We start from the raw sequence: 26012 nt of genomic DNA on the forward strand, positions 1-26012 counted from the left end.
CCTCTGTTTTATTACGCTCTGAGATCTCGTTTACAAATCCCTAGCACAAATAAGGAACTAAAATAAACAATTGCCGCCAATATGATGAGCCAAGCCAACCAATACACCTTCATCCAAGTCGTCATCGCATACCAGCCTTCTAAATTCGGAGAGAAATAGGCGACTAACGCTCCCATTAAACACGCCGAAATAGCGACTTTTAATACGAATAAAGCGGTTTTATGAGTGAAGTGATAAGCCCCTTCTTTCGCAAGCCCTCGATAAAGTAACGAAGCATTTACCGCAGCAGAAAGAGCTGAAGCCATTGCTAAGCCTAAATAACTGAATGGAATTACTAACACGCCGAAACAAATATTACAAATGGTGGCAATAATGCCGATTTTAACCGGCGTTTTGGTATTTTGACGGGCGTAGAAGCCGTTTGCCAAAATGCTGATTAACATATAACTGTTTAAGCCTAAACACATAATCCATAAGGCGTGGGAGGTAGCAACCACATCCGATAACCCGAATTTGCCTCGCATAAAAATGGTCATCATTAACGGCTGAGCTAATACGGCGATACCAATCATTGCCGGAATACCGAGTAATAATACCATTCTCACGCCCCAGTCCACCGTGCCTTGGAATTCCACCGCACGCTGTACTTCATCAATCTCTTTCTTTTTAGCGATGCGGGACAAGCTTGGTAAAACCACTGTAGAAATCGCAATACCGAATAGCCCAAGCGGAAACTCAATTAAGCGGTCGGAATAATATAACCAAGTAATCGAACCAGTAGCCAAAAAGCTGGCAATGACTTGATTGATTAATAAATTAAGTTGGGTTACCGAAACCCCGAATAATGCAGGAATCATTAAGTTGCGGACTTTAGTGACTCCTTCATCTTTCCACGCCCATTTTGGTTTAACTAGTAAACCTTCTTTTTTCATAAACGGGATTTGGAATGAGAATTGTAACAAGCCGCCGATAAAGATCCCCCAAGCTAAGGCAACATCAGGTTGCTCGAAGTAATCCGCACCGAATAACGCCATACTAATCATCGCAATATTCAGTAATACTGGCGAAAACGCCATCACACCAAACTTACCAATGGTATTTAATACCGCACCGGACAGTGCGACAAAGGTAATAAACCATAAATAAGGGAAAGTGATTTTCAGCAATAATGAGGCTTGGGTGAATTTCTGTGCGTCAGGGCCGTCATTAACCCAATCCATAAACCAACCGGTACCGAATAATGCAGCAACTACCGGTGAGCCAATCATTGCTACTAACGTAACAATTGTGACTAAACCACCTAATGTGCCCGATACTTTTGCGACAAATTCACGGGTTTTATCCAAATCGTTATCGGCGTTATATTCGGCAAGTACCGGCACGAATGCTTTTGAAAAGGCACCTTCCGCAAATAGGCGGCGTAAAAAGTTCGGAATACGATTAGCAAATAGGAATACATCTGACATCGCTCCGGCACCGAGTAATCCGGCGATAACTACGTCTCGTACTAAACCTAAGATGCGAGAAATGAGGGTCATACTACTTACTAATATGCCCGATTTAAGAAGTTTTTTGCTCATAGAATATCGCTTACTATAAATAAGAAAGAAAAAGTTAGTTTAACAAAGGTTAATACAAAAAAATGGAGAACTACATATACCTGTTAGAGATAGAACGTAGAAATGATAGAGGCAATAGTTCACTTTTTCTTCATAAGCGGTCATTTTTAGGCGATTTTTTGCAAAAAATTGCGAGGATCCGACTGCTTACATGAAGAGCTTCATATAAATTGAACGGAATTTTAGCAGTTTGTTGTAGGAAAATCAGAAAAAAACTGATAAAATCTCCATCTATCGTTTTCTATCAGTAAAACGGTGTTATTTTCAAGCACGTGTCTCGTTGAAAATGAATTTAAACTATCGATAGCTAAACATAAACCAAAGTTTATGTTTTTTTAATTTTTACACAGATATTTTAGGAGTTTGACCTTGGCTAATATCAAGTCAGCAAAAAAACGTGCGGTTCAATCTGAAAAACGCCGCCAACACAACGCAAGCCAACGCTCAATGATGCGTACATTTATCAAGAAAGTATACGCAGCAGTAGCGACAGGCGATAAAGTAGCTTCACAGGCAGCTTTCGTTGAAATGCAAAAAGTAGTGGACCGTATGGCATCTAAAGGCTTAATCCACGCTAACAAAGCAGCTAACCACAAAGCAAAGTTAGCAGCTCAAATCAAAAAATTAGCGTAATTGCTTTTTGTGTAAAAGAACCGACCAAATGGTCGGTTTTTTTACGCCTATCTTTACTTAGTTATGCGAATCTTTTTCGTAATCCTGCCTGATAAAGCGCATTGTCGGCTTCAATTAATAAATTCTGCTTTTCTTGTTCTGTCAACATATAAATATATTTGTATTGAATCGCACTGTATAGTTTAAATAATAACAATGCGGTTGCTTCCAAACCTTGCTGGATTAAACGCACAAAAACGTTAATGGCGCCTGTCGCTTTTAAATCTGTTACTGTATAAATACCGACTTTAGCCAATAATCTCTCAATACTGACATTTAAGTTTGGCAACATACGAATTTTGTTTTGATTTTGATTTTCAATTTTTGCTTTAGATTGTTGATATTCGTGAATGGCTGAAGTGATCCAGTGAGAGTAAGTGTGTAGATTGTTAAGAATTGAGGATGGAAGAAGATAAAAGATTTTGGAACGACAGTTGATATGACGATCAACCAGAAAGTGAATAGATATTGTTTGAGTTATTTCTTCTAAATATTGGGCCGATTTGCGTACATATAAATGTTGATCTTTGTAGAGGGCAAACATGGTATCTTTTTTAAAGATACCTAAGAATGAAAAATAAGGCTTAAAGGTAACCTCCCCGAGAGGGGACAATAGCGCTTTAAGTCTTTCTAACTCCTTTGTTGTGTATTTCATACGAGCTCCTTTTGATGATTTACTTTTGTAACTTTATATTCATTATAAGCCACTTACTTATAGCTATAAGCCGTTAAAAGGCAATCTAATAATGTAAAATAAATCAAGGAATGTCAATAATTTATAATCCAAAAACCATACTTTATTAATGGCTTATTTCGATGCAGATTGTTCTTGCGCTTACCCGAGAAGTAGTGTAATATGCATACACTTTGATGCTCATCGTATTTACGATGTAGATACGAAGATTTTAAAGTCGCTTAATGTAATCATTTATTAAGCGGTACTATAGACATTGTAGTACATACAATGTTTCCGATTTGGAAACTATACAGGTATAACTGCGCTCCCTTATGCTATATGGCTTAAGTGGTAGTTCGGTTTTTTTATTAGCTAAATTTTAATTGGAGCTCTGGTCTAATGCAGAACCAAAGAATCCGTATCCGCTTAAAAGCATTTGATCATCGTTTAATTGATCAATCTACTGCGGAGATCGTAGAAACAGCTAAACGTACTGGTGCACAAGTTCGTGGTCCAATTCCTTTACCAACTCGTAAAGAACGTTTTACTGTATTGATTTCTCCACACGTGAACAAAGACGCACGTGACCAATATGAAATTCGTACGCACAAACGTCTAGTTGATATTGTTGAACCAACAGAAAAAACTGTTGATGCACTAATGCGTTTAGATCTAGCTGCTGGCGTTGATGTTCAGATTAGTCTAGGTTAATTGGGATTATTAAGAGGTTATTACAATGATTGGTTTAGTCGGTCGTAAAGTTGGTATGACTCGCGTTTTCAATGAAGACGGCGTGTCAATTCCAGTTACCGTTATCGAAATTGAAGCCAACCGTGTTACTCAGGTTAAGACCCTTGAAAACGATGGCTATTCTGCAATTCAAGTTACTACTGGCACTAAAAAAGCAAGTCGTGTAACTAAGCCAGAAGCTGGTCATTTCGTGAAAGCAGGTGTTGAAGCTGGTCGCGGTTTATGGGAATTTCGTACTGAAAGTGAAGAATTCACTTTAGGTCAAGAAATCAATGTTGACATCTTCACTGATGTTAAAAAAGTTGATGTTACTGGTACTTCAAAAGGTAAAGGTTTTGCTGGCGGTGTTAAACGCTGGAACTTCCGTACCCAAGATGCTACACACGGTAACTCTTTATCACACCGTGTTCTCGGTTCTATTGGTCAAAACCAAACTCCGGGTCGTGTGTTTAAAGGTAAAAAAATGGCTGGACACTTAGGTGCTGAGCGTGTAACCGTTCAATCGCTTGAAGTTGTTCGTGTTGATGCTGAGCGTAAATTATTATTAGTAAAAGGTGCTGTTCCAGGCGCAACTAATAGTGATGTTATCGTTAAACCAGCAGTTAAAGCATAAGTCTAGGAGATAGAGATGGAATTACAAGTTGTAGGTGCAAACGCACTCACTGTTTCTGAAACTACCTTCGGACGTGAGTTCAACGAAGCGTTGATCCATCAAGTAGTTGTTGCTTATGCAGCAGGTGCTCGTCAAGGTACACGCGCGCAAAAAACTCGTGCAGAAGTGTCTGGTTCAGGTAAAAAACCTTGGCGTCAAAAAGGTACAGGTCGAGCACGTTCTGGTGACATCAAATCACCAATCTGGCGTTCTGGTGGTGTCACTTTCGCAGCGAAACCACAAGATCACAGCCAAAAAGTGAATAAAAAAATGTACCGTGGTGCAATCAAGAGCATTCTTTCTGAGCTTGTTCGCCAAGATCGTTTAGTGGTTGTTGAGAAATTTGAAATCGACGCACCAAAAACGAAACTTTTAGTACAAAAATTAAAACAATTAGCACTTGAAGATGTGTTAATTATCACAGCGTCAGAAGATACCAACTTATTCTTAGCAGCACGCAACCTTTACAAAGTAGATGTGCGTGATGTTCAAGGTATCGATCCAGTAAGTTTAATCGCTTTCGATAAAGTGGTGATGACTGCGGACGCAGTGAAACAAATTGAGGAGATGTTAGCGTGATTCAACAAGAACGTTTGCTAAAAGTGCTTAAAGCACCACATATCTCTGAAAAAGCGACAACTAACGCAGAAAAATCAAACACAATCGTATTCAAAGTAGCATTAGATGCGAACAAAGCAGAAATTGCACAAGCGGTTGCTGAACTTTTCGAAGTGAAAGTTGATTCTGTTCGTACCGTGATCGTAAAAGGTAAAACCAAACGTCGTGGTGCAAAAGTTGGTCGTCGTAGTGACTGGAAAAAAGCTTATGTTACTCTTCAAGAAGGTCAGCAAATTGCCGATCTCGTTGAAGGTGCGGCAGAGTAATTACGGAGGAATAGAAAACTATGGCTATCGTTAAATGTAAGCCGACCTCCGCTGGTCGTCGTCACGTAGTTAAAGTTGTTAATGCAGAACTTCATAAGGGTAAACCTTATGCACCATTATTAGATACTAAATCTAAAACTGGTGGTCGTAACAACTTAGGTCGTATTACCACTCGCCACATCGGTGGTGGCCACAAACAACACTACCGTCTAATTGACTTCAAACGTAACAAATTAGACATTCCAGCTGTTGTTGAGCGTTTAGAGTACGATCCAAACCGTTCTGCTAACATCGCATTAGTACTTTATAAAGATGGTGAACGCCGTTACATTTTGGCACCAAAAGGTTTATCTGCTGGCGACCAAATCCAAGCGGGTGCGTCATCACCAATTAAAGTAGGTAACTCATTACCAATGCGTAATATCCCTGTTGGTACTACGGTTCACAACGTTGAGTTGAAACCGGGTAAAGGCGGTCAAATCGCTCGTTCAGCAGGTGCTTACGTTCAAATCATCGCTCGTGAAGGTAACTACGTTACTTTACGTCTTCGCTCAGGCGAAATGCGTAAAGTATTAGCTGAGTGTTCTGCAACTATCGGTGAAGTAGGTAACTCAGAGCATATGCTTCGCGTACTTGGTAAAGCAGGTGCAACACGTTGGAGAGGCGTTCGCCCGACCGTTCGTGGTACTGCAATGAACCCAGTAGATCACCCGCACGGTGGTGGTGAAGGTCGTAACTTTGGTAAACACCCAGTAACACCTTGGGGCGTTCAAACCAAAGGTAAGAAAACTCGCCATAACAAACGTACTGATAAATTCATCGTACGTCGTCGTGGTAAATAATTTTTTATATCAATAAGAGGATAAGCCATGCCACGTTCTCTCAAGAAAGGTCCTTTCCTTGACCTACACTTGTTGAAGAAGGTAGAGAAGGCGGTGGAAAGCGGGGATAAAAAACCAATCAAAACTTGGTCCCGTCGTTCAATGATCATTCCATCAATGATCGGATTGACCATCGCAGTCCATAATGGTCGTCAGCATGTTCCAGTTTATGTTTCTGATGAAATGATCGGTCATAAACTCGGTGAATTTGCACCGACTCGTACTTACCGCGGTCACGCCGCAGATAAGAAAGCTAAGAAATAAGAGGTAAAAGATGGAAACTATTGCAAAACATCGTTACGCTCGTACTTCTGCACAAAAAGCTCGCTTAGTTGCTGATTTAATCCGTGGTAAAAAAGTTGCTGCTGCATTAGAAATCTTAACTTTCACCAACAAAAAAGCTGCGGCTTTAGTGAAGAAAGTTTTAGAGTCAGCAATCGCAAACGCAGAGCATAACGACGGTGCAGATGTCGATGATCTTAAAGTTACGAAGATCTTTGTAGATGAAGGTCCAAGTATGAAACGTGTAATGCCACGTGCAAAAGGTCGTGCAGATCGTATTTTAAAACGTACAAGCCACATCACTGTGGTTGTGTCAGATCGTTAATCAGTAGGAGAATAGCAAATGGGTCAAAAAGTACATCCACATGGTATTCGCCTAGGTATTGTTAAGCCTTGGAGCTCTACTTGGTTCGCGAATACACAAGATTTCGCTGATAACTTAGACGGCGATTTCAAAGTACGTAAATTCTTAAACAAAGAGTTAGCGAACGCTTCTGTTTCACGCATCACTATTGAGCGTCCAGCAAAAAGCATTCGTGTAACTATCCACACTGCTCGCCCGGGTATCGTAATCGGTAAAAAAGGCGAAGATGTTGAAAAATTGAGAAATGCTGTTTCTGCTATCGCAGGCGTACCAGCTCAAATCAACATCGCAGAGGTGAAAAAACCAGAGCTAGATGCAAAATTAGTTGCAGATAGCATCGCTTCTCAACTTGAACGCCGTGTAATGTTCCGCCGTGCAATGAAACGTGCAGTACAAAACGCAATGCGTTTAGGTGCTAAAGGTATCAAAGTTGAAGTAAGCGGTCGTTTAGGTGGTGCAGAAATCGCACGTTCAGAGTGGTATCGTGAAGGTCGTGTACCTCTTCACACACTTCGTGCGGACATCGACTATAACACGGCTGAAGCACACACAACTTACGGCGTAATCGGCGTGAAAGTGTGGATCTTCAAAGGTGAAATTCTTGGTGGTATGGCTGCAGTGATTGAATCTGATAAAGAACCAGCGGCACAGCCTAAAAAGCCAGCTCGCAAAGGTCGTAAATAAGGAGAATCACTGAATGTTACAACCAAAACGCACAAAATTCCGCAAAGTCCACAAAGGTCGTAACCGTGGTATTGCGGGCGGTACAGAAGTTAGCTTCGGTACTTTCGGTTTAAAAGCAGTTGGTCGTGGTCGTTTAACCGCTCGTCAAATTGAAGCGGCTCGTCGTGCAATGACACGTGCAGTTAAACGTCAAGGTAAAATCTGGATCCGCGTGTTCCCAGATAAACCAATTACTGAAAAACCATTAGAAGTCCGTATGGGTAAAGGTAAAGGTAACGTTGAGTACTGGGTAGCCTTAATCCAGCCGGGTAAAGTTCTCTATGAAATGGACGGTGTTTCTGAAGAAATTGCACGCCACGCATTTGCGTTAGCCGCTGCGAAACTTCCAGTGAAAACCACATTTGTAACTAAGACGGTGATGTAATGAAAGCTCAAGAACTACGTACAAAAAGTGTTGAAGAGCTGAACGCTGAATTGGTTAACTTGTTAGGTGAGCAATTCAAGTTGCGTATGCAAGCAGCCACCGGTCAGCTTCAACAAACCCATCAGTTAAAACAAGTGCGTCGTAGCATTGCACAAGTTAAAACTGTATTAACTGAAAAGGCGGGTGAGTAATGACTGATAAAATTCGTACAGTACAAGGTCGAGTAGTTAGCGACAAAATGGCCAAATCATTTGTAGTAGCTATCGAACGTACGGTTAAACACCCACTCTATGGTAAGTTTATTCGTCGTACTACAAAACTTCACGTACACGATGAAAATAACGAAGCTAAATTAGGTGATTTAGTTGAAATCAAGGAATGTCGTCCTGTTTCAAAAACCAAATCACACACATTAGTTCGTGTTGTTGAAAAAGCAGTAGCTTAATCTACAAATTCATTTATAAACAAGCGGTAATATACCGCTTGTTTTTTGCAAATTTTAAGCCCTAAAGCTAAGCAATTAGGGCTTTTTTATTTGTAATTTTTGCGTGAATATTACCGCTTGTTCGTAAAATTTTATTTGATTTACGATGAGTTTTTGAGGTATAATTCGCCGGCTACTTACATAATAGGGTAAGTAGATTTTCGTCCCGTAAGGGTGTTTTTTAATTTAACGGAGCACTAATATGATCCAAGAACAGACTATGCTGGATGTTGCTGATAACTCAGGGGCTCGTAGCGTAATGTGTATCAAGGTTCTAGGTGGATCGCACCGTCGTTACGCTGCTATTGGCGACATTATCAAAGTTACCGTGAAAGAAGCAATTCCACGCGGTAAAGTAAAAAAAGGTGATGTGTTAAAAGCAGTTGTTGTGCGCACCAAGAAGGGTGTTCGTCGCCCAGATGGCTCAGTTATTCGTTTCGATGGCAATGCTTGTGTTATTTTAAATAATAATACTGAGCAACCAATCGGTACTCGTATTTTTGGACCGGTGACTCGTGAACTTCGTTCTGAGAAGTTTATGAAGATCATTTCACTAGCTCCAGAAGTACTGTAAGGGGAATGTAATGGCTGCTAAAATCCGTCAAAATGATGAAGTAATTGTTCTTACTGGTAAAGATAAGGGCAAACGTGGTAAGGTAACTCAAGTGTTACCAAACGGTAAAGTGATTGTTGAAGGTGTTAAAATCATCACTAAACACGAAAAACCAGTTCCTGCGTTAGGCAAAGCTGGTGGCTTAGTGAAGAAAGAAGCGGCGATTGATGCGTCAAACGTTGCAATTTTCAACCCGAAAACAAATAAAGCTGACCGTGTAGGTTTTAGATTCGAAGACGGCAAAAAAGTCCGTTTCTTCAAATCTAATAATGAAATTATTTAATTAACTGGAGTAATGCGATGGCGAAACTGCATGATTACTACAGAGATACAGTAGTGAATGAATTGAAAGCAAAATTCAACTACTCATCTGTCATGCAAGTCCCACGAATCGAAAAGATTACCCTGAATATGGGTGTGGGTGAAGCATTGACCGATAAGAAACTTCTAGATAACGCCGTTGCGGATCTAGCAGCAATTAGCGGTCAGAAACCTTTAATTACTAAAGCGCGCAAATCTGTTGCAGGCTTTAAAATCCGTCAGGGATATCCAATCGGATGTAAAGTAACCCTACGTGGCGAACGTATGTGGGAATTCTTTGAAAGATTGATTTCTATCGCTGTTCCACGTATCCGTGACTTCCGCGGTTTAAGTGCGAAGTCATTTGATGGTCGTGGTAATTACAGTATGGGTGTTCGTGAACAAATCATTTTCCCTGAAATCGACTACGATAAAGTAGATCGTGTGCGTGGTTTAGATATTACTATCACCACTTCAGCGAAAACCGATGAAGAAGGTCAAGCTTTATTAGCGGCTTTCAATTTCCCATTCCGTAAATAAGGTAGGTTATCGTGGCAAAACAATCAATGATTGCACGTGATGTTAAGCGTGCTAAATTAGCTGATAAATTCTACGCTAAACGTGAAGAGTTGAAGAAAATCATCTCTGATGTAAATTCTTCTGATGAAGATCGTTGGAATGCTGTTTTAAAATTACAAACACTTCCGCGTGATTCAAGCCCAAGCCGTCAGCGTAATCGTTGCCGCCAAACTGGTCGTCCACACGGTGTACTTCGTAAGTTTGGTTTAAGCCGTATTAAGGTTCGTGAAGCCGCTATGCGTGGCGAGATCCCGGGTCTTAAGAAAGCAAGCTGGTAATAACCTCTTTTAATTTGGAATCATGGGAGTAAATACATGAGCATGCAAGATCCAATCGCAGATATGCTGACCCGTATTCGTAACGGTCAAGCTGCGAATAAAGTTGCAATCAGTATGCCTTCATCTAAGTTAAAAGTTGCTATTGCAAAAGTTTTAGCTGACGAAGGTTATGTAGAAAGCATCAAAGTTGTTGAAGGTGTTAAACCTGAACTGGAAATTACTTTAAAATATTTCCAAAACAAACCGGTTGTAGAAAGTATCCAACGCGTAAGCCGTCCTGGTCTTCGTATTTACAAACGTAAAGACGAATTACCAAAAGTAATGGGTGGTTTAGGTATCGCTGTTGTTTCTACATCGAAAGGTGTAATGACCGACCGTGCTGCGCGTCAAGCGGGCCTCGGCGGTGAAATTATCTGTTACGTAGCATAATAGAGAGGTAGGAAGAATGTCTCGTGTTGCAAAAGCACCTGTTAATATTCCTGCCGGTGTTGAAGTAAAACTCAACGGTCAGCTATTAACAGTTAAAGGTAAAAACGGCGAGTTATCTCGTACAATTCATAATGCAGTTGAAGTAAATCACGAAGCGAATGCATTAACTTTCGCACCACGCGCTGGTGTTGCAAATGCAGATGCACAAGCAGGTACTGCCCGTGCACTTGTTAATGCTATGGTTATCGGTGTTACAGAAGGCTTTACTAAGAAATTGCAGTTGGTGGGTGTTGGTTATAGAGCACAAATGAAAGGTAACGTAGTTGCTTTAAGTTTAGGTTTCTCACACCCTGTTGAGCATACGTTGCCAGCTGGCGTAACTGGTGAATGTCCATCACAAACAGAAATTATTCTGAAAAGTGCAGACAAACAGTTAATCGGCCAAGTTGCAGCGGATATTCGTGCATATCGCCGTCCTGAGCCTTATAAAGGTAAAGGTGTACGTTACGCTGATGAAGTTGTACGTACTAAAGAAGCGAAGAAAAAGTAAAGTAAGGTAACACTATGGATAAGAAAGTAGCTCGTATCCGTCGTGCAACCCGTGCACGTCATTTAATGAGAGAGCAAGGTGCAACCCGTTTGGTTGTGCATCGCACACCTCGCCATATCTATGCGCAGGTTATTGCACCTAATGGCTCAGAAGTACTAGCAGCAGCTTCAACTGTTGAGAAAGTAATTAGAGAGCAAGTTAAATATACTGGTAACAAAGACGCAGCAGCGGTAGTTGGTAAACTCGTTGCAGAGCGTGCTTTGGCAAAAGGTATTCAAGCGGTTGCTTTCGACCGTTCTGGTTTCAAATACCACGGTCGTGTGCAATCATTGGCAGATGCTGCTCGTGAAGCTGGTCTACAGTTCTAATAGAGGAATTTGAGATGTCAAACATCGAAAAACAAGCTGGTGAACTGCAAGAGAAGCTAATCGCGGTTAACCGTGTATCTAAAACCGTAAAAGGTGGTCGTATTATGAGCTTTACCGCTTTAACAGTGGTAGGCGATGGTAATGGTCGCGTGGGTTTCGGTTACGGTAAAGCTCGTGAAGTTCCAGCAGCTATCCAAAAAGCGATGGAAAAAGCTCGTCGCAATATGATCAATGTCGCTTTAAACGAAGGTACATTACAACACCCAGTTAAAGGTTCACACACTGGTTCACGCGTATTTATGCAGCCAGCAAGCGAAGGTACGGGTATCATCGCAGGTGGTGCAATGCGTGCAGTGTTAGAAGTAGCAGGTGTTCACAACGTTCTTTCGAAAGCGTATGGTTCAACTAACCCAATTAACGTTGTTCGTGCAACTATCGATGCACTTGCAAATATGAAATCACCTGAAATGGTTGCTGCAAAACGTGGCAAAACTGTTGAAGAAATTTTGGGGTAATTGAATATGGCAAAAACTATCAAAGTAACTCAAACTCGTAGCTCTATCGCTCGTTTACCGAAACATAAAGCAACGTTAAAAGGCTTAGGTCTTCGTCATATTCGTCATACTGTAGAACTTGAAGATACACCAGCAGTACGCGGTATGATCAATCAAGTTTCATATATGGTTAAGGTTGAGGAGTAATAGAATGCGTTTAAATTCTCTATCCCCAGCTGAAGGTGCTAAGCACAGTGCTAAACGCTTAGGTCGTGGTATCGGTTCTGGTGTTGGTAAAACTGGTGGCCGTGGCCATAAAGGTCAAAAATCTCGTACCGGTGGCGGTGTTCGTCGTGGTTTCGAGGGTGGTCAGATGCCTTTATACCGTCGTTTGCCGAAATTTGGTTTTACTTCATTAAAATCATTGCACACAGCTGAAATTCGCTTAAACGACTTAGCAAAAGTAGAAGGCAACGAAGTAACCTTAGATTCACTTAAAGCAGCTAACGTTATCACTAAAGACATTTTATCAGCAAAAGTTATTCTTGCAGGTAAGATCGAGAAAGCGGTAGTAGTAAAAGGCTTACGTGCAACTAAAGGTGCAAAAGCTGCGATTGAAGCAGCTGGTGGCTCTATCGAGGAATAATAAATGGCAAAGCAACCAGGGTACCAAGGTAGTACACAAAAAGGGACTGGCGAGCTTAAATCAAGATTATTATTTGTTTTAGGTGCGTTAATCGTTTTCCGTATCGGTTCTTTTATACCTGTTCCTGGCATTGATGCTTCTGTATTATCCGAATTAGTTCGACAACAGCAAGGCACCATCATTGATATGTTTAATATGTTTTCTGGTGGTGCTTTAAGCCGAGCGTCTATATTTGCGTTAGGTATTATGCCTTATATTTCGGCGTCAATTATTGTTCAATTATTGACAGCGATTCATCCTCCTTTAGCTGAGCTAAAAAAAGAAGGTGAGGCGGGACGTCGAAAAATTAGCAAATATACTCGCTATGCTACTTTGTTATTAGCATTTATTCAGTCTATTGGTATTTCAATTGCCCTACCGAATATGTTGCAAGGATTAGTTCCTAATCCAAGTGTCCTATTCTATGTAACTTCTGTAATTAGCCTAGTTACGGGAACAATGTTCCTAATGTGGTTAGGTGAGCAAATCACTGAGCGTGGTATCGGTAACGGTATCTCTTTGATTATCTTTGCAGGTATTGTCGCGGATTTACCAGCGACAATTGGGCAAACAATTGAGCAAGCTCGTCAAGGCGAAATTTCTCCACTTGTTCTTTTATTAGTAGCTGTAATCGCATTTGCGGTAACATATTTTGTTGTCTTTGTTGAACGCGGACAAAGAAGAATTGTGGTAAATTATGCAAGTCGCCAGCAAGGTAGAATGATGGCGCCAGCTAGATCTTCTCATTTACCATTAAAAGTTAATATGGCAGGTGTAATTCCTGCAATCTTCGCGTCAAGTATCATCTTATTCCCTGCGAGTATTACGCAGTGGTTTGGTCAAAGCGAAGGACTTGAATGGCTATTTGACTTATCACAATTATTACAGCCAGGACAACCGTTATATATTGTGTTATTCACAATGGCAGTAATCTTCTTTGCATTCTTCTATACGGGAATGCAATATAATCCTCGTGATACAGCGGATAATTTGAAGAAATCAGGTGCGTTTGTACCAGGTTATCGACCAGGCGAACAAACATCACGTTATATTGATAAAGTGATGACACGCTTAACCTTAATCGGTGCGTTGTATATTACTTTTGTTTGTTTGGTTCCTTATATCATTACATCTTTATGGAAGGTACCATTCCAATTAGGCGGTACTTCACTGTTAATCGTAGTGGTAGTTATTATGGATTTCATCGCACAGGTTCAAGGTCATTTAATGTCATTACAATATGATTCTGTGTTGAAGAAAGCCAATTTGAAAGGCTTAGGGCAATAATCCCTTAGATCAAAAAGGATAAGCAATGAAAGTTCGTGCTTCAGTTAAGAAATTATGCCGTAACTGTAAAGTTGTTAAACGTGAAGGTGTTGTTCGCGTAATTTGTAGCGATCCTAAACACAAACAACGTCAAGGTTAATTAGTATTCTTTCTTGCAAAGAACCCGCTGAGCAGGTATACTGCTCAGCTCATTCGTCCCTGATATGCTGTTTGAGTATCCTGAAACGGGCTTTTCAAGATCAGCATATCAATAAACTTAAATAATAGGAGTGCATAGTGGCCCGTATTGCAGGCATTAACATTCCTGATCAAAAACACACTGTAATCGCATTAACTGCAATTTACGGTATCGGTAAAACTCGTGCTAAAGCTATCTGTGCAGCAACGGGTATTGCTGAAGATGTAAAGATCAGAGAATTGTCTGAAGAGCAGATTGAAAAACTGCGTGAAGAAGTTGGTAAATTTACTGTCGAAGGTGATTTACGTCGTGAAGTAACATTAAGCATCAAACGTCTTTTAGACTTAGGTTGCTACCGTGGTTTACGTCATCGTCGTAGTTTACCAGTACGTGGTCAACGTACTAAGACTAATGCGCGTACTCGTAAGGGGCCACGCAAACCGATCAAAAAATAATCGGAGTAGATAAATAATGGCTAAAACACCAGTTCGCGCACGTAAGCGCGTTAAAAAACAGATTGCAGATGGCGTAGCTCATATCCACGCATCTTTCAATAACACAATCGTGACTATTACTGACCGTCAAGGTAACGCTCTAACATGGGCAACGGCAGGTGGTTCAGGTTTCCGTGGTTCTCGTAAATCAACTCCGTTTGCTGCACAAGTTGCTGCAGAACGTTGTGCTGAAGCTGTTAAAGAATTCGGCTTAAAGAACTTGGAAGTTATGGTTAAAGGTCCGGGTCCAGGTCGTGAATCAACAATCCGCGCATTAAATGCAGCAGGTTTCCGTATCACGAACATTACTGATGTGACTCCGATTCCTCATAACGGTTGTCGTCCACCGAAAAAACGTCGCGTTTAATTGACGTTAGAATAATTGGAGAAAGAAAATGGCAAGATATTTGGGTCCTAAGCTCAAGCTAAGCCGTCGTGAAGGTACTGATTTATTCCTTAAATCAGGCGTTCGTGCGATTGAATCAAAATGTAGAAATCGTCTTGATGTAGCACCAGGTCAACACGGTGCACGCAAGCCACGTTTATCTGACTACGGTAGTCAGTTACGTGAGAAACAAAAAGTTCGCCGTATCTATGGTATCTTAGAACGTCAATTCCGTAATTACTATACAGAAGCAAATCGCTTAAAAGGTAATACCGGCGAGAACTTATTAGTATTATTAGAAGGTCGTTTAGACAACGTAGTTTATCGTATGGGTTTTGCTGCAACTCGTGCCGAAGCGCGTCAGCTTGTAAGCCATAAATCTATCGTAGTAAACGGTCGTGTAGTGAATATTCCTTCTTATCAAGTTTCTGTTGATGATGTAGTTGCTGTTCGTGAGAAATCTAAAAAACAAGCACGTATCAAAGCATCATTAGAATTAGCGACTCAACGTGAAAAACCAACTTGGTTAGAAGTTGATGCAACTAAGATGGAAGGTGTATTTAAACGTACTCCTGAACGCTCTGATTTATCAGCAGATATTAACGAACATCTGATCGTTGAGCTTTACTCTAAATAATAGTTAATTTTTAAAATTACATTATTAGATTAGTAAATAAAGCTTAAAAACAAAGAGAGGATAAAATGCAGGGTTCTGTGACAGAATTTTTAAAGCCGCACTTAGTGAATATTGAACAAATCAGTTCAACTCACGCAAAAGTGACCTTAGAGCCGTTAGAACGTGGCTTTGGCCATACATTAGGTAACGCACTTCGTCGCATTTTACTTTCGTCTATGCCAGGTTGTGCAGTAACAGAAGTTGAAATTGATGGTGTATTACATGAATACAGCAGCAAGGAAGGCGTACAAGAAGATATTCTTGAAGTATTGTTAAACCTTAAAGGTCTAGCGGTAAAAGTGTCAAATAAAGATGATATCATCCTGACACTTAATAAGTCTGGAATTGGCCCTGTGACTGCAGCCGACATTACGCACGATGGTGATGTAGAAATTGTAAATCCAAATCACGTTATTTGTCATTTGACAGATAAAAGCGCATCAATCAATATGCGTATCCGTGTTCAACGCGGTCGTGGTTATGTATCAGCATCAGCTCGCGTACATTCTCAAGATGAAGATCGTCCAATCGGTCGTTTATTAGTTGATGCTCGTTTTAGCCCAGTAGATCGCATTGCTTACAATGTTGAAGCTGCTCGTGTAGAACAACGCACAGACTTAGATAAACTTATCATTGAGATGGAAACTAATGGCACAATCGATCCAGAAGAAGCCATTCGTCGCGCTGCAACGATTTTAGCAGAACAGCTAGATGCATTCGTTGATTTACGTGATGTTCGTCAGCCTGAAGTTAAAGAAGAAAAACCGGAATTCGATCCGATTTTACTTCGTCCAGTAGATGACTTAGAGTTGACAGTTCGTTCTGCTAACTGTTTGAAAGCAGAGACAATTCACTATATCGGTGATTTAGTGCAACGTACAGAAGTTGAGTTATTAAAAACACCTAACCTTGGTAAGAAATCACTTACTGAGATTAAGGATGTGCTTGCTTCTCGTGGCTTATCACTGGGTATGCGCCTTGAGAATTGGCCGCCAGCAAGTATTGCTGAAGACTAATTTTAGGTATTAGATTTTCTAAGAAGGAATAGGTTATGCGCCATCGTAAGAGTGGACGTCAATTAAACCGTAACAGTAGCCATCGCCAAGCGATGTTCCGTAATATGGCAAGTTCTTTAATCGGTCACGAGATCATTAAAACAACTTTACCTAAAGCTAAAGAGTTACGTCGTGTAGTTGAACCATTAATTACTTTAGCAAAAGAAGATAGCGTTGCAAATCGCCGCTTAGCTTTTGCTCGTACTCGCAACGTAGAAACAGTTGCTAAATTATTCAATGAATTAGGTCCACGTTTTGCACAACGCGCGGGTGGTTATACTCGTATCTTAAAATGTGGTTTCCGTGCAGGCGACAACGCACCAATGGCTTACATTGAGTTAGTTGACCGTCCAGAAGTTGCTGAAGCAGCTACGGAATAATAGCTAAATAGCTTAATTTGAAAAGCCCGAGTTATCTCGGGCTTTGTTTTTTTCTAATACTTTTAAACTTTTTCTTACCGATTTGCTTTATCGTAATAAAGATCTTTTCTTGTAATTTAGTGGAAAATCGGTATAATCTATCCGCTTTTTTTATCTTTTTTAGATGATTAGAGCATACAGTACCCTCACCTCGAACGAGGGTTTTCTTTTTACTATCAACATTTTTAGAGGAAGGTTATGGTAACCATTCGTTTAACTCGTGGCGGAGCTAAAAAACGCCCATTCTATCAAATCGTGGTAGCAGACAGCCGTTCACCACGTGACGGTCGTTTCATCGAGCGTATCGGTTTCTTCAATCCATTAGCAGCAGGCCAAGCAGAACGTTTACGTTTAGATGTGGCTAAAGTTGATGCTTGGGTTGCTAAAGGTGCTGAGCTTTCAGACCGTGTTGTATCTTTAGTGAAAGAAGCTCGTAAAGCGGCTTAATTTATTAAAAATTTTGTAAAGTAGGTGAGTAGCATGAGCGAACAAAAAATTGAAGTTGTCGGAAAACTGGGGTCGACCTATGGGATTCGTGGCTGGTTACGCCTCTATTCATCAACTGAAGAAACTGAAAGCATTTTCGATTATCAGCCTTGGTTCTTAAAAATTAAAGGGCAATGGCAACCAATCGAATTAGAAAGTTGGCGTTATCACAGCAATGATTTGATTGTGAAATTAAAAGGTACCGACGATCGTGAAAGCGCGCAGTTACTCACCAATGCCGAAATCGGTGTGGACTTATCTGTGTTTCCTGAATTGGAAGAAGGGGATTATTACTGGCATGATTTAATCGGTTGCCAAGTCGTTAACCTCGAAGGCTATACCATGGGTGTTGTGACTGAATTAATGGAAACGGGCTCAAATGATGTTTTGGTTGTACGCGCTAACAGTAAAGATGCTTTCGGTAAGCAAGAACGATTAATTCCGTTCTTATATGAACAAGTAGTTAAAAGAGTAGATCTCCCCACCAAAACAATAACGGTGGATTGGGACGCTGGTTTCTAACCTCAGGTATGCGGTGCGCTTTGGCTTTAAGTAGTAAGGACATTTGAGGATAAATTATGTGGATTGGTATCATTTCACTGTTCCCTGAAATGTTTAAAGCAATTACCGATTTTGGGGTGACAGGACGTGCGGTAAAACAAGAGCTTCTGCAAATTCAATGTTGGAATCCTCGTGATTTTACGTTTGATAAACATAAAACCGTTGATGATCGCCCTTATGGCGGCGGGCCGGGAATGTTAATGATGGTGCAACCTTTGCGTGATGCGATTCATGCCGCGAAGCAAGCAGCAAAAGCAGAAGATGGTGTAGAGGCAAACGTTATTTATCTCTCACCACAAGGGCGTAAGTTGGATCAACAAGGTGTGAAAACACTGGCTTCAAATCAGAAACTAATTTTAATTTGTGGGCGATACGAAGGGGTTGATGAACGATTGATTCAAACTGAAGTTGATGAAGAATGGTCAATCGGCGATTATGTGCTTACAGGGGGCGAATTGCCGGCAATGACGTTAATTGACGCTGTTGCGAGATTTGTGCCCGGAGTGTTAGGCAAACAGGCCTCTGCAGATGAAGATTCATTTGCGACAGGTTTATTGGATTGCCCGCATTACACTCGTCCGGAAATGTTAGACGGTATTCCTGTTCCCGGAGTGCTGATGTCGGGTCATCACGAGAATATTCGTAAATGGCGATTAGAACAATCGCTTGAACGTACGTGGTTAAGACGCCCTGAGCTATTGGATAGCCTAGCTCTGACTGACGAACAACGCGTGTTGTTGGCTAAAATTAAGAAACAACACAAAATCAGTTAATTCTAGGATTTAGAAGGTTTTTAAAATGAGTAACATCATCAAACAAATCGAACAAGAACAGTTAAAACAAAACGTACCTAGCTTCCGTCCAGGTGACACATTAGAAGTTAAGGTATGGGTAGTAGAAGGTAGTAAAAGACGTTTGCAAGCGTTCGAAGGCGTGGTTATTGCAATTCGTAACCGTGGCTTGCACTCTGCATTCACTCTACGTAAAGTATCAAACGGCGTAGGCGTTGAACGTGTATTCCAAACTCACTCACCAGTAATTGACAGCATCTCTGTTAAACGTAAAGGTGCGGTACGTAAAGCTAAACTTTACTACTTACGTGAGCGTTCAGGTAAATCTGCACGTATCAAAGAGCGTCTTGGCGAATAATTCGCACACGCTTAATGCGAAAGATAAAGAGGCTTGGGGAAACCCAAGCCTTTTCTTTTATGTACGTAATGTAACAAGCGGTCAATTTTAGCTAATCTTTTGCAAAAGTTTATGGAAATCAGACCGCTTGTAAAAATAAAGGCAGGTATTTACCCGCCTTTGCTGAACACTAAAAATAAAATGAACGGTTTATTCCGATTCTTCTAAAATCACCCAACCGCTATCAAGCCAATCACAAATAGTATCTAACAATAATTCAAGCTCTTCTTGGTTTTTCACTTTTGACGCTAGCTTGTTCCAAGAGATTGCATCACCGTTGGCAATACGAATTAACAAGTTTTGTTCCGCTTCATTTAGCTCGTCAATCCACTCACCGTTTACATAAATACGTTGCGGATTTTCGGTATAAAGCATTTTGACATTTGCATCTTGTTGAATCCAACCGCCTTCTTCCAAAATACCTTGTACTTCATCTGGATAGTATTCGTTATCCGTTTGTAGTAGATCGTAACGACGAGAACTTACCGCAGTAGCAACGCTGTGAGTAAAGATTTCATCAAATTGATCAGAGTTTTGTAATAAGTCGATTAATTGATGCTTCAACACTTTTACCATTTTCGGATCAAGCAATGCATTTGGTTGTTCATGCGGTGCAAGGCGGAACGGGATATTAAATTCCGAGCCAGCAATCACTTCCGAATGGTGTTCTAAGGTTTTGCAGAAGTTTTCGAGTAAATCCGCCGCATTCGGGTAACGTAAACCGAATGAGAATGTTAGCCCTTTGGTTTCCGATACACCATAGTGAGCCATACGAGAAGGCACATAAAGCACATCGCCCGGATTCATCACTTCATCTAACACCAATTCGCCCATATCATCGAAAATACGGATAGGTTGGTTTGGTTTAAATTCGGTGGAAGGATCGCACCATTTACCGAGTTGCCAACGGCGCTGACCGTAACCTTGCACGAGAAAAACATCGTATTCATCATAATGTTTACCGACCGTACCACCTTTAGGTGAGCAAGAGACCATAATGTCGTCACGTTGCCATTGCGGTAAGAAGCTAAACGCTTGCCACAATGCACCGAGTTCCGGTGACCATTGCTCTAAGTTTTGTACCATAACTGAGAATTGCGCCGGCAAATCTTGTAAATCACTTTCCGTAAACGGACTGGTTTTGACCGACCATTGCTCATTTTCACATTTGATTAAGCGAGCAGTGATTTCCTCTTCTAACGCTAACTCCATAATATCTTCCGGCTCGAATAATCCGACAATTTGCGGTAAGCCGTTACGGATTAACAGCGGTCGTTTTTGCCAATAATCACGTAAGAAAGTTTCCGGGCTAATATTTTCAGGTAAGCAGAATGGAATGTTCATAGATGCTCCTCATGTCTTTTCTCTTTGATTAAAACTATTCTACCTGATAAATGTTTGAATTTCTTGCGTTATGTCAGTTTATTGGTGAGGAAAGTTGCTTACTTTTGTGATCAATATCACAAAATTTGATTAGGATTAGTTGGTAATGATTTTCATTCGCTGAAAATATATTAAAATAAATATAGAAAGAATGATTTGAGTTTAATTTTTTATAAGGTGTGTGTTTATGTTACGAGCAATAAAATTAACAGCAGCTGCATTGGCAACGTTATTTACATTATCTGGTTTTGCTAATGCCAAACCGACGGAAATTACCGATGTACTTGAGCGTAAAGTGACGGTTGAGTTGCCGGCTAAACGAGTGGTACTTGCGTTTAACTACCAAGATTATATGGCAGTTGGTGGTGAAAAAGCATTAGATAATGTGGTTGGCTTTTCTAAAGCGGTTTGGTCTGATTGGGCGCCAGCAAGTTGGGTGGAATTTAGTAAAGCGGTACCTGTGGGGTAGTGATCTATTTTACATAGATAAAGATAAAAAAATTTGGCGCAAAAAAATGCGGAGAGGCTAATAAAATCAAGGCTCTCCGCATTTTTGTTATGGAAAACTATGCAAAAAACAAAATGAGCAAAAATAGTGAAAAAATGAAAAAAATTGCACTATTTTTTGCATAGTAATGATCGGTTTTAAACTGATTTTAAAATAGTTTTAAATTAGCTTATGTCCAACGTGGACGACTTGCCCGATGATTTGCAGGTTCTGTGCTTCTTGGTTGCTGATTTTAATTGGTTCGTACTCTTCTCTGTTGTCAGATATTAGCTCCACGCCGTCCCACAACATTTTCACACGTTTTACCCACACGCTGTCACCATTCTGAACAAGATAAATTTTATCATCACCTCGTACTTCATTACGGCTTAAATCAACTAAGAGCTGGTCGCCATCAGTAATAGTCGGTTGCATAGAAGAACCGCTCGCCCAGAAAACCGCACAATGCTTTGCCTGCACGCCAAGGCTATGCAAAAGACTGTCCGCATAAGGCTCTTGCCCATCTGGTTTGGTCACCCCCTCATTAAAGCTCCCAAAACCTGCTGAAACATGAATAGAAACAAAGCTATCAATCATTGAAACAGCTTCTTCACGCATTACTTCTAACTGCTGAAACGCTTTTCCCACAATGCTTTGGCTGGTTTGTGGTTGTTGTTCCTTACCTGTTGCCAGCCATTCAAGACTAGCGCCTGACACTTCCGCTATTTTTACTAAATTTGAGCGAGATGGATCTGCTTCACCTTTCACCCAACGTGCTAATGATGCTTGAGCAACTCCTACCGCTCTGGCGAACTCACTGTAATTACTCTTAAAACTCTTTTCTGCGATAAATTTCATTCTTTCTGAAAATTTTTCATCGTAAATGTTTGGTTTGCTCATCTTTTACGTTCCTAATAGTTAAGTTTTACTCGTAAAACATATTCTTAAACCATTGATTTATAAATGAATTATGAATAAACCAAAAATATTTTCTAAAAAATAATGTTTTACGGTTGATTTGTTTAAAGTTTTACGGTTTAATACACGCATTGGATAGGTAAATAGGAGTGTATTAAATGAGTGTATTAAGCGACGTTAAAAAAACCGCACAGAGTGATTGGCATAGAGCCGATATTCTTGCGGGACTTCGTAAAAAAGGTTGGACGCTACGTTCTTTGGCTGATGAAGGAGGTGTTAGTTATAGCACATTGAAATCAGCTTTAGATAAGTCTTACCCCAAAATGGAACGCCTAATCGCAAGTGCAATAGGAGTAGCTCCTGAAGTAATTTGGGCAGGACGAACTGCAGAACGTATTGAACGTAATCGGCGACCAACCTTAACTAATAAGTTTTAATCATAAATGATCTTGAACGTAAAAGATATAGAGGAAGAACGTTTATGAGTGAGTTAAGTTTAAAAACGCACTATTCGGTGGCTGAGTTATTAAGTTTTAAGTTATCTAGCTTACCCAGTGCTCATAAAAATGTGCTTGAAAAATCGGTAAGAGAAAGCTGGCAATCACAAAAACGAACAGGCAGAGGCGGTGGATATGAATATGCTCTCAGCTCAATGCCGGAAGAAGTTCAAAATGAAATCCGCTCCCGTTTTGCGGTATCGGTCATCAAAAGTAAGCCAAAACTCCCCGTAGTACGAGCCGAAATTGATTTAAGTTCTTTAACAAATAAACAACGCAATATTGCGGATGCTCGAATGACTCTAGTAGCGAAAGTGCTTGAGCTGGAAGACAGCGGAATGTCCCGAATTAAAGCGGTTAAGTTTTTCTGCGATCTTGCAAAAAATGGCGAATTACCCGCCGATGTGGCGGAGCTAGTTATGGTGGCTAACGCTAAATCAAACGCAAAACGCACAGTAGGCGAACGCACACTTAACCAGTGGGTAATTGATTACTGCAAAGCAGATAATGCTGAGCAACGATTAAAAATCATTGCACCGCAAGTGCGACAGCCCGTTGATGTAGCTGAATTAAACTGGTTGCCAGAATTTTTAGGGGTTTACCGCAATACAAACGGCGTAAATATTGCCGAAGCCTACGAAGAATTTGCTTGGCGTTGGCAAACAGCTTACGCAGACCAGCCGTTATGGTTGGAGTTAATGCCAAGCATACATCAAGTTCGCCGAGTGATGAGTAAATTTAGCCAGCTATTTAAAGCGATTGGTCGCAAAACTGGAGCGGAACTTAGAGCGAAAAACACTTATGTGAAACGTGATTGGTCGGTATTAAAGGCTAATGACGTGTGGGTTGGCGACGGACACTCAATGAAGATGAAAGTGGCACACCCCGACCACGGCAGACCGTTTATTCCTGAACTAACTATGGTAATGGATGCACCAAGCCGATTTATTGTAGGTTGGTCGGTGAGTTTAGCCGAAAACTGCATAGCGGTCGCTGATGCAATCCGCTACGGCGTAGAGCGACACGGCATTCCGGCAATTTACTACTCAGATAATGGTGGTGGTGAAAAGAACTGGACGCTCGATGCAGATATTACAGGGATTTTGCCGAGATTAGGCATTAACCACCAAACAGGGATACCGGGCAATCCGCAAGGGCGAGGCATTATCGAACGAGTAAACCAAACCATTGCGTTGCGAATTGCTCGACAATTTGACACTTACCACGGCACAGGGGCAGACCGTGAAACGGTTCGGCAAGTTTCGACTGGCGTGATTAGCCTAGAGAAAGCGTTACGCCAAGGCAAAACCGAACTGACCGATAAACAAAAACGCGCAAAGGGAAAATTACCAAGCTGGCAACAGTTTATTGATGCGGTGGAGCAAGCGATTGACTGGTACAACAACGAACACGTCCACCGAGAAATCGGTACGACACCGGCAAGAAAACGAGCTCAACTCTTACAAGATGTTGAAGTGCTGAAAATCACGCCGGTTGAAGCAAGAGATATGTTCAGACCGCAAGTGATTCGTGTGGCTCAGCGTGGTTGGTTGTCGGTGTTCAACAATGACTACTTTAATCAGAAATTGATTGAGGTGGACGGCGAAAAAGTCACTGTGAGCTTTGATATTCACAATGCGGAAAGCGTGATTGTTCGCCACTTAGACGGCAGATTTATCTGCGAAGCCCAATTTGACGGCAATAAACGTGCGGCATTCCCTGAAGCGTTTGTAGATAAAGCGCGCAAAGAACGTACGAACCGCCGAATGAAGCTCAAACAAGAGCAAGTGGACGAAATACAAGCGGAATTAAACCCAGTTAGAACGATTGAACATACGCCAGCGTTTAACTTTGTGATGACTGACAAAGCAAAACAGGCAACCCCAATTTTCCTAACTCAAGCAGAAAAAGAAGAATGGGAAGAACAACAAAGAGCCTTTGGCTAGGAGTGAAAAATGAACGAATTGAAAAGTTTTATTAAGCAAGAACGAGAAATACGAGCAAAACGCCGTTTAGAACGTAAAGCCCGACTTAAAGATAAACCATTATTTGAACATAGTGCGAAATGTGAGGTGGTTTTCCCTAGTGGGTTGAAGTTTGAGCTTTCTCTTGAATTGAAGCAAGTATCTCATGCAACTCGTCCCACAGCTCATCAGCTAGCTCAGATAGTAAATCTGCTGCAGGGTGATCTTCAGGCTTGTCAGTTAGATAAATCGAATCTGTTATCTGATTTACCTGCATTGAGAAATCATATAAAGCAGATTCTGCCTCTTTTGGCGAAAGATTTGCTAAGTGAGCAAATAGCTTTTGAATCAAAAGATGTTGAAGATTTGCTCGAGCAAGCACGGTTGCAACAGGTTCAGATGGTAGTGAGTGAGGCATAACGCTTCCTTGAATGAATTTTAAATAAGAATTGAGGCTCATTTTACGAGGTTAAAAATGAAAAACCAAGAATTAAAAACTTTTATGGAAAACCGTGGCTTACAACAAAAGCAAACGGCACAAATGTTAGACATCTCTATCGCTACCCTCAGCCTTTATCTAAAAGGCACTTATGCCGGTAACGTGCAACAGATTGACGAAAAAGTAGAGGCATTAATCGCTCGTCATAAAGAAAAAGTAACGGAAGCAAAATACAGTACGGATTTTGTTAAAACCCTCACAGCTCGCCGTGGAATGGATGTTATCAAATATGCACACGTTGAAGGCGAATTAAATGTGATTTTTGGCGGTGCGGGTTTGGGTAAAACGCAGATGCTGAAACAGTATGCGAAAGACAATAGCGGTGCGGTGTTGATTGAAGTTGATCCAAGTTGTGTGCCTAAAACGTTATTAAAACGTATCGCAAAAGCCATCGGCACAACCGATACCGGTACGAATGACACGTTACTTGAAGCGATTACTGCAAAGCTAAAAGGCTCGGAACGTGTGTTACTGGTTGATGAAGCCGAGCTGTTATCTACTCGCTCCCTCGAATTTATCCGCCGAATCCACGACCTCACGGGCGTGGGCGTAGTGTTAGCCGGTATGCCGAGATTACTTATCAATCTTAAAGGTAAAAACAACGAACTGGCACAGTTATATAGTCGAGTGAGTTTTGCGTTAGACCTTGGCAACCAACTCCCTGAAAGTGATTTAGCGTTACTTGCAGAAAAGGCATTAGGCACAGCGGAATATAACGACACGCTACTAAAAGCGGCAAAAGGCAACGCAAGACGATTAAGTAAGCTAATGCGAGGCGTGGTAAGAACCGCAGAAATTAACGGTGCGGAAATTAACGCAGAGATGATTAAACAATATGCAGGAATGTTAATCAATTAGGGGGCTGAA

Annotated in this window: 41 protein-coding genes and 1 pseudogene; 38 read left to right on the top strand and 4 right to left on the bottom strand. The window is 41.0% G+C overall.

The genetic code is table 11. The annotated features are described in order from the left end of the window. Positions 1-11: 11 nt before the first annotated feature. Positions 12-1580, bottom strand: coding sequence for a murein biosynthesis integral membrane protein MurJ (murJ, locus tag C228_RS0111170; protein WP_018652703.1), 1569 nt, complete (start codon positions 1578-1580; stop codon positions 12-14). Between the two features lie 408 nt (positions 1581-1988). On the opposite strand from murJ, the gene rpsT reads away from it, so the two are divergent. Next, a complete protein-coding gene (rpsT, locus tag C228_RS0111175; RefSeq protein ID WP_018652704.1) occupies positions 1989-2252 on the top strand; it encodes a 30S ribosomal protein S20 in 264 nt (87 codons plus the stop codon). Positions 2253-2313: 61 nt separating this feature from the next. Here the strand turns inward: rpsT and C228_RS0111180 are convergent, their stop codons facing one another. Next, positions 2314-2946 (bottom strand): TfoX/Sxy family DNA transformation protein, encoded by a 633-nt coding sequence (locus tag C228_RS0111180; RefSeq protein WP_018652705.1) that lies wholly within the window; start codon positions 2944-2946, stop codon positions 2314-2316. Between the two features lie 420 nt (positions 2947-3366). Here C228_RS0111180 and rpsJ point away from each other — a divergent pair, with 420 nt between their 5' ends. The 32 genes from rpsJ to rplS all read left to right on the top strand — a co-directional run bounded on the left by rpsJ (position 3367) and on the right by rplS (position 19358). Beyond that, positions 3367-3678: a 30S ribosomal protein S10 gene (rpsJ, locus tag C228_RS0111185; RefSeq protein WP_001181005.1), complete on the top strand. Its 312-nt coding sequence runs from the start codon at positions 3367-3369 to the stop codon at positions 3676-3678. 25 nt (positions 3679-3703) lie between these two features. Continuing rightward, on the top strand, positions 3704-4330 hold the full coding sequence (gene rplC, locus C228_RS0111190) for a 50S ribosomal protein L3 (RefSeq protein WP_018652706.1): 627 nt from the start codon (positions 3704-3706) through the stop codon (positions 4328-4330). A 15-nt stretch (positions 4331-4345) separates the two neighbouring features. Further along, positions 4346-4948, top strand: coding sequence for a 50S ribosomal protein L4 (gene rplD, locus C228_RS0111195; RefSeq protein WP_018652707.1), 603 nt, complete (start codon positions 4346-4348; stop codon positions 4946-4948). After that, positions 4948-5253 carry a 50S ribosomal protein L23 gene (rplW, locus tag C228_RS0111200; RefSeq protein WP_211214907.1) on the top strand — a complete coding sequence of 102 codons (306 nt, stop codon included), beginning with the start codon at positions 4948-4950 and terminating at the stop codon, positions 5251-5253. Before rplD ends, rplW begins: the two co-directional genes overlap by 1 nt. 20 nt (positions 5254-5273) lie before the next feature. After that, positions 5274-6095 (top strand): 50S ribosomal protein L2, encoded by an 822-nt coding sequence (gene rplB, locus C228_RS0111205; RefSeq protein WP_018652709.1) that lies wholly within the window; start codon positions 5274-5276, stop codon positions 6093-6095. 27 nt (positions 6096-6122) lie between these two features. Then, a complete protein-coding gene (rpsS, locus tag C228_RS0111210; RefSeq protein WP_005539416.1) occupies positions 6123-6398 on the top strand; it encodes a 30S ribosomal protein S19 in 276 nt (91 codons plus the stop codon). A gap of 10 nt (positions 6399-6408) precedes the next feature. Then, positions 6409-6741: a 50S ribosomal protein L22 gene (gene rplV, locus C228_RS0111215; RefSeq protein WP_018652710.1), complete on the top strand. Its 333-nt coding sequence runs from the start codon at positions 6409-6411 to the stop codon at positions 6739-6741. Between the two features lie 18 nt (positions 6742-6759). After that, on the top strand, positions 6760-7464 hold the full coding sequence (rpsC, locus tag C228_RS0111220) for a 30S ribosomal protein S3 (RefSeq protein ID WP_018652711.1): 705 nt from the start codon (positions 6760-6762) through the stop codon (positions 7462-7464). 13 nt (positions 7465-7477) lie between these two features. Further along, positions 7478-7888, top strand: coding sequence for a 50S ribosomal protein L16 (gene rplP, locus C228_RS0111225; RefSeq protein ID WP_005818321.1), 411 nt, complete (start codon positions 7478-7480; stop codon positions 7886-7888). Continuing rightward, a complete protein-coding gene (gene rpmC / locus C228_RS0111230; RefSeq protein WP_005717924.1) occupies positions 7888-8079 on the top strand; it encodes a 50S ribosomal protein L29 in 192 nt (63 codons plus the stop codon). The genes rplP and rpmC overlap by 1 nt, the downstream gene beginning before the upstream one ends. After that, positions 8079-8333: a 30S ribosomal protein S17 gene (rpsQ, locus tag C228_RS0111235; RefSeq protein ID WP_018652712.1), complete on the top strand. Its 255-nt coding sequence runs from the start codon at positions 8079-8081 to the stop codon at positions 8331-8333. Before rpmC ends, rpsQ begins: the two co-directional genes overlap by 1 nt. A gap of 241 nt (positions 8334-8574) precedes the next feature. Then, a complete protein-coding gene (gene rplN, locus C228_RS0111240; RefSeq protein WP_005619403.1) occupies positions 8575-8946 on the top strand; it encodes a 50S ribosomal protein L14 in 372 nt (123 codons plus the stop codon). 10 nt (positions 8947-8956) lie between these two features. Continuing rightward, on the top strand, positions 8957-9268 hold the full coding sequence (gene rplX / locus C228_RS0111245; protein WP_014992365.1) for a 50S ribosomal protein L24: 312 nt from the start codon (positions 8957-8959) through the stop codon (positions 9266-9268). A gap of 17 nt (positions 9269-9285) precedes the next feature. Beyond that, a complete protein-coding gene (gene rplE / locus C228_RS0111250; protein WP_018652713.1) occupies positions 9286-9825 on the top strand; it encodes a 50S ribosomal protein L5 in 540 nt (179 codons plus the stop codon). A gap of 11 nt (positions 9826-9836) precedes the next feature. Then, positions 9837-10142 carry a 30S ribosomal protein S14 gene (gene rpsN / locus C228_RS0111255; protein ID WP_018652714.1) on the top strand — a complete coding sequence of 102 codons (306 nt, stop codon included), beginning with the start codon at positions 9837-9839 and terminating at the stop codon, positions 10140-10142. 36 nt (positions 10143-10178) lie between these two features. Next, the gene (gene rpsH / locus C228_RS0111260) at positions 10179-10571 is read left to right on the top strand and encodes a 30S ribosomal protein S8 (protein ID WP_018652715.1); all 393 of its coding nucleotides are present in this window, start codon (positions 10179-10181) and stop codon (positions 10569-10571) included. A gap of 16 nt (positions 10572-10587) precedes the next feature. Continuing rightward, entirely contained in the window at positions 10588-11121 is a 534-nt protein-coding gene (gene rplF, locus C228_RS0111265) for a 50S ribosomal protein L6 (protein ID WP_018652716.1), read from the top strand. Between the two features lie 14 nt (positions 11122-11135). After that, positions 11136-11489 carry a 50S ribosomal protein L18 gene (rplR, locus tag C228_RS0111270; protein ID WP_018652717.1) on the top strand — a complete coding sequence of 118 codons (354 nt, stop codon included), beginning with the start codon at positions 11136-11138 and terminating at the stop codon, positions 11487-11489. 14 nt (positions 11490-11503) lie between these two features. Then, on the top strand, positions 11504-12004 hold the full coding sequence (gene rpsE, locus C228_RS0111275; protein ID WP_005625147.1) for a 30S ribosomal protein S5: 501 nt from the start codon (positions 11504-11506) through the stop codon (positions 12002-12004). Between the two features lie 6 nt (positions 12005-12010). Further along, on the top strand, positions 12011-12190 hold the full coding sequence (rpmD, locus tag C228_RS0111280) for a 50S ribosomal protein L30 (protein WP_005711983.1): 180 nt from the start codon (positions 12011-12013) through the stop codon (positions 12188-12190). A 4-nt stretch (positions 12191-12194) separates the two neighbouring features. Continuing rightward, positions 12195-12629, top strand: a complete 435-nt coding sequence (gene rplO, locus C228_RS0111285; protein ID WP_018652718.1) for a 50S ribosomal protein L15 — start codon at positions 12195-12197, stop codon at positions 12627-12629. Positions 12630-12632: 3 nt separating this feature from the next. After that, complete coding sequence (gene secY, locus C228_RS0111290) at positions 12633-13955, top strand: preprotein translocase subunit SecY (protein ID WP_018652719.1); 1323 nt, start codon at positions 12633-12635, stop codon at positions 13953-13955. A 25-nt stretch (positions 13956-13980) separates the two neighbouring features. Then, a complete protein-coding gene (gene rpmJ, locus C228_RS0111295; protein WP_005599318.1) occupies positions 13981-14094 on the top strand; it encodes a 50S ribosomal protein L36 in 114 nt (37 codons plus the stop codon). A gap of 137 nt (positions 14095-14231) precedes the next feature. Continuing rightward, the gene (gene rpsM, locus C228_RS0111300; RefSeq protein WP_005599322.1) at positions 14232-14588 is read left to right on the top strand and encodes a 30S ribosomal protein S13; all 357 of its coding nucleotides are present in this window, start codon (positions 14232-14234) and stop codon (positions 14586-14588) included. A 16-nt stretch (positions 14589-14604) separates the two neighbouring features. Next, on the top strand, positions 14605-14994 hold the full coding sequence (rpsK, locus tag C228_RS0111305; protein WP_018652720.1) for a 30S ribosomal protein S11: 390 nt from the start codon (positions 14605-14607) through the stop codon (positions 14992-14994). Between the two features lie 28 nt (positions 14995-15022). Next, the gene (rpsD, locus tag C228_RS0111310; protein WP_005599325.1) at positions 15023-15649 is read left to right on the top strand and encodes a 30S ribosomal protein S4; all 627 of its coding nucleotides are present in this window, start codon (positions 15023-15025) and stop codon (positions 15647-15649) included. A gap of 65 nt (positions 15650-15714) precedes the next feature. After that, positions 15715-16704 (top strand): DNA-directed RNA polymerase subunit alpha, encoded by a 990-nt coding sequence (locus tag C228_RS0111315; protein ID WP_018652721.1) that lies wholly within the window; start codon positions 15715-15717, stop codon positions 16702-16704. A 35-nt stretch (positions 16705-16739) separates the two neighbouring features. Further along, positions 16740-17123: a 50S ribosomal protein L17 gene (gene rplQ / locus C228_RS0111320; RefSeq protein ID WP_018652722.1), complete on the top strand. Its 384-nt coding sequence runs from the start codon at positions 16740-16742 to the stop codon at positions 17121-17123. Positions 17124-17360: 237 nt separating this feature from the next. After that, entirely contained in the window at positions 17361-17609 is a 249-nt protein-coding gene (gene rpsP, locus C228_RS0111325) for a 30S ribosomal protein S16 (RefSeq protein ID WP_018652723.1), read from the top strand. Between the two features lie 33 nt (positions 17610-17642). Then, complete coding sequence (rimM, locus tag C228_RS0111330; protein ID WP_018652724.1) at positions 17643-18170, top strand: ribosome maturation factor RimM; 528 nt, start codon at positions 17643-17645, stop codon at positions 18168-18170. 56 nt (positions 18171-18226) lie between these two features. Further along, positions 18227-18982 (top strand): tRNA (guanosine(37)-N1)-methyltransferase TrmD, encoded by a 756-nt coding sequence (trmD, locus tag C228_RS0111335; protein WP_018652725.1) that lies wholly within the window; start codon positions 18227-18229, stop codon positions 18980-18982. Between the two features lie 25 nt (positions 18983-19007). Next, entirely contained in the window at positions 19008-19358 is a 351-nt protein-coding gene (gene rplS / locus C228_RS0111340; protein ID WP_014992357.1) for a 50S ribosomal protein L19, read from the top strand. Between the two features lie 189 nt (positions 19359-19547). On the opposite strand, the gene C228_RS0111345 is transcribed toward rplS, so the two are convergent. Beyond that, positions 19548-20741 (bottom strand): ribosomal protein uL16 3-hydroxylase, encoded by a 1194-nt coding sequence (locus tag C228_RS0111345; RefSeq protein WP_018652726.1) that lies wholly within the window; start codon positions 20739-20741, stop codon positions 19548-19550. A gap of 226 nt (positions 20742-20967) precedes the next feature. Between C228_RS0111345 and C228_RS0111350 the strand changes: the two are divergent. Beyond that, positions 20968-21240: pseudogene (locus tag C228_RS0111350) on the top strand (ABC transporter substrate-binding protein); the annotation flags it as partial. Positions 21241-21447: 207 nt separating this feature from the next. Here C228_RS0111350 and C228_RS0111355 read toward each other — a convergent pair. Continuing rightward, complete coding sequence (locus C228_RS0111355; protein WP_018652728.1) at positions 21448-22167, bottom strand: LexA family transcriptional regulator; 720 nt, start codon at positions 22165-22167, stop codon at positions 21448-21450. A 176-nt stretch (positions 22168-22343) separates the two neighbouring features. On the opposite strand from C228_RS0111355, the gene C228_RS0111360 reads away from it, so the two are divergent. The 4 genes from C228_RS0111360 to C228_RS0111375 are packed head-to-tail and all read left to right on the top strand — an operon-like array spanning position 22344 to position 26003. Then, positions 22344-22622 (top strand): helix-turn-helix domain-containing protein, encoded by a 279-nt coding sequence (locus C228_RS0111360; RefSeq protein ID WP_018652729.1) that lies wholly within the window; start codon positions 22344-22346, stop codon positions 22620-22622. Between the two features lie 44 nt (positions 22623-22666). Further along, positions 22667-24628, top strand: coding sequence for a Mu transposase C-terminal domain-containing protein (locus C228_RS0111365; RefSeq protein ID WP_018652730.1), 1962 nt, complete (start codon positions 22667-22669; stop codon positions 24626-24628). A gap of 9 nt (positions 24629-24637) precedes the next feature. Beyond that, the gene (locus tag C228_RS0111370; protein ID WP_018652731.1) at positions 24638-25066 is read left to right on the top strand and encodes a hypothetical protein; all 429 of its coding nucleotides are present in this window, start codon (positions 24638-24640) and stop codon (positions 25064-25066) included. A 55-nt stretch (positions 25067-25121) separates the two neighbouring features. Beyond that, the gene (locus C228_RS0111375; RefSeq protein WP_018652732.1) at positions 25122-26003 is read left to right on the top strand and encodes an AAA family ATPase; all 882 of its coding nucleotides are present in this window, start codon (positions 25122-25124) and stop codon (positions 26001-26003) included. Positions 26004-26012: the final 9 nt, after the last annotated feature.

The sequence above is a fragment of the Actinobacillus capsulatus DSM 19761 genome (assembly GCF_000374285.1).
Classification (GTDB): Bacteria; Pseudomonadota; Gammaproteobacteria; order Enterobacterales; family Pasteurellaceae; genus Actinobacillus; species Actinobacillus capsulatus.